Here is a 1,199-nt window from a genome sequence, read left to right as displayed (position 1 = left end):
ACTACGAAAACGAGTACCGTCATCAATGCTCGACCGCCACCTCCGACCGCGAAGTGGCTTGAACCAGGTCTCCATCAGATCCAGGACGGTTCAGATTGAGATGCCGAGGACAAGGGATTCACGGCGGTAGTACGCCTCTTTGAGCACGTGTTCGACACTATTAGCTGCTCGGGTTGTTCGTAATCAACAGGCATTTTTACGCTGTAGCGAAGGTAGCCGTTTTTGGCTTAACAGTCCGCTGTGGATAAGCCAAGCTGCAGCTCGGACCGATTCCGATCAGTCATGATGATCCGCACGGTCCCTGTCAACAAAGTTGGGACTACCCCCGATTCGGTTGGCATCTGATCTGTGAAGATCGCGCCGTCATGCCGGAAACATTTCCCGAGGAGTTCCGCCGCGCCGTCATCGCCGTCGCATGCAAAGGCGAGGCCTCGCTGCGTCAGATCGCGAAGGACTTCGGGATCTCCGAAGGTTGCCTGCACCGCTGGTTCAAGATCGCCGGCGGCGTCGAACGCGGCACCGCCCGCGAAGACAGGCCTCGACGAGTCCGCCGAGCTGCGAGAAGCCCGCAGACGGATCGAGCTACTCGAGCAGGAAGCCGAGGTCATGCGTCGCGCGGTTGCCTACTTGTCCCGGGACGTCCGTGAAGCCCGGGACACCGGCCACGCGTAATTCGGCGCAGACGCGAGCGGTTCGGCAGTGGGCGGCAGATGAGGTTACGAAATCAGCAATCGCGGTCGCATTCCGTCCGCCACCGAAGAGGCATTCAACGCCGCTCCATTGACCTGTATTGGAAAACAAGTGCGGAGTTCTGTGTGCGGATCACGTTGCGAGGATAACGCTCCGTCCGAGATTACCCTGCCCTGCTGTGCCTCAACTAGTTTCGTGAGGCGTGTCGCTCTGCGGCATACTCGCCGGTGCCTGGCTCTACAGTGTCAGGTGTGAGCGACAACCAGTCCGTGACAACGGTGCCTGAGCGTGTGCTCTACGAGCTTGCGCAGGTATTGATCGACAGAATTGACCAACTACTCGATCGGGTGACTGACCGCGCTGTGGCAGCACCGACGCCGGGATCGGCGGCGTGGAAGTTGGGGTGGAGCGCCCTGTCCGTGGCCATGAAAAAGTACCCACTGGTGGCCAGGTCGAGGTCCCCACTGGTGGCCAACTGAAAGTCCCCACCCCGTGTTCGTCGTGTCGAT

General features: G+C 60.0%; 1 protein-coding gene and 1 pseudogene. Both read left to right on the top strand.

Translation table 11 applies throughout. The features are described from left to right. Positions 1–365: 365 nt before the first annotated feature. Positions 366–639 (top strand): annotated as a pseudogene (locus AB0362_RS26480) (transposase); the annotation flags it as partial. A 302-nt stretch (positions 640–941) separates the two neighbouring features. Then, positions 942–1,169: a hypothetical protein gene (locus tag AB0362_RS26475; RefSeq protein ID WP_032384998.1), complete on the top strand. Its 228-nt coding sequence runs from the start codon at positions 942–944 to the stop codon at positions 1,167–1,169. Positions 1,170–1,199: the final 30 nt, after the last annotated feature.

It is taken from the genome of Rhodococcus sp. NPDC079359, assembly GCF_040702585.1.
Classification (GTDB): Bacteria; Actinomycetota; Actinomycetes; order Mycobacteriales; family Mycobacteriaceae; genus Rhodococcoides.
The sequence above is the reverse complement of the archived record's forward strand: the minus strand, read 5'-3'. Positions and strand labels throughout refer to the sequence as shown.